Annotated in this window: 2 protein-coding genes; both read left to right on the forward strand. The window is 35.5% G+C overall.

Going from position 1 to position 1379, the window contains the following annotated elements:
* Positions 1-317 (forward strand): hypothetical protein (locus M44_RS18590; protein ID WP_010176100.1); only part of this gene is annotated, 317 nt, incomplete at its 5' end.
* Positions 318-319: 2 nt separating this feature from the next.
* A complete protein-coding gene (locus M44_RS18595) occupies positions 320-742 on the forward strand; it encodes an Imm26 family immunity protein (protein WP_010176101.1) in 423 nt (140 codons plus the stop codon).
* The last annotated feature ends 637 nt before the right edge of the window (positions 743-1379 follow it).

Here is a 1379-nt window from a genome sequence, read left to right on the forward strand (position 1 = left end):
CCTATCAAACATATACAAAAACTAAACCAATTACCGGAGAAGTATATACTGGTAGGACAAGTGGTACAGGAACTCCTTTAGAAAATATCGCAAAGAGAGATGCTAACCACCATATGAATAATGAAGGGTTTGGACCTGCAAGACTTGACAAATCTTCAACAAATAAAGATGCTATTCGTGGAAGAGAACAGCAACTTATTGACCTAAATGGTGGGGCTAAATCAAAAGGTGGTACTTCTGGTAATAAAATTAATGGAATATCAGATATTAATCCTAATAAGAAAAGGTATCTGGATGCAGCCGACAAGGAGTGGTAAGTATGAGTATAGGAAAAAAGGTGAAATTAGGTGACATTTTTGCAATCCCTTTACCAAACAGTAAGTATGCATTTGGAAGAAGATATAGGGATGCGTCTATCGGAATTTATAAGCATATCGGGGTAGATGTAGATGATTTACCACAACAGGAAGAATACCAATTTATTGTTGGGGTGTATGATGATGTTTTGAAATCTGGGAAATGGCCAATTGTAGATAATCGACCATTTAAAAATGAAGAGGAAGAATGGCCACCCCCATATTACATGAAAGACTCCATCACTGGGAAATATTCTATTTACCATAAAGGTCAAGAACGTAAATCGACTGAACAGGAGTGTAAGGGAATAGAAGTTGCTGCTGTTTGGGAAGCAGAACATATTATCGATAGGATAATGGGAAGCGATAAGTGGAATAAAATTTAGGATAGAAACCTTGATTGGCTTTATAGCCTTTCAAGGTTTTTTGAACAGAAGATATAAAATATTCTATTTTGAATCAAAAGCTCATGATGGTTAAATTGATACAGAAGATTGGTTGCAGTGACATTTAAATAAAACAACCACACTTACTACTCGATTTATATTTGCACACGAGAATGACAAAGCTCGTGGTGATAAAGGAGGAAAAACTGATATAAGTTGAAATTGAACAAAAAATAAAGAATTTATGAAGGGGACACCATAATTGAATTTTTTCCTCTGAAATTTATAACTCATGATGGTTGTACCATCATGGAGCATCATGTTAATACTTGGAATGGCTGACTAGAACGAGGATTAGGCGAGATGACATTTTAAATGGCAGAGGTAGTTATGACATTACATAACTAACAAACTAAACGAAAATGACAAAGCTCGTGGCGATAAACAATGGGCAAAGTGAGAGAATGTTGTTTTATTGCAAAGGGCAAATGATCTTTGGGTTGTATTTTAACTAGAGACGGTCGTATAATACTCGCTATTCGTTAAAAAAGCGTTACATAAATTGTAATTTCCGTAACGGAAGTGTAAAAAGTTAAACGTTGTCGGGTAATAAACGAGTATCGACTCAAGGCAAGCG

Source organism: Bacillus coahuilensis m4-4, assembly GCF_000171615.1.
Taxonomy (GTDB): Bacteria; Bacillota; Bacilli; order Bacillales; family Bacillaceae_K; genus Bacillus_T; species Bacillus_T coahuilensis.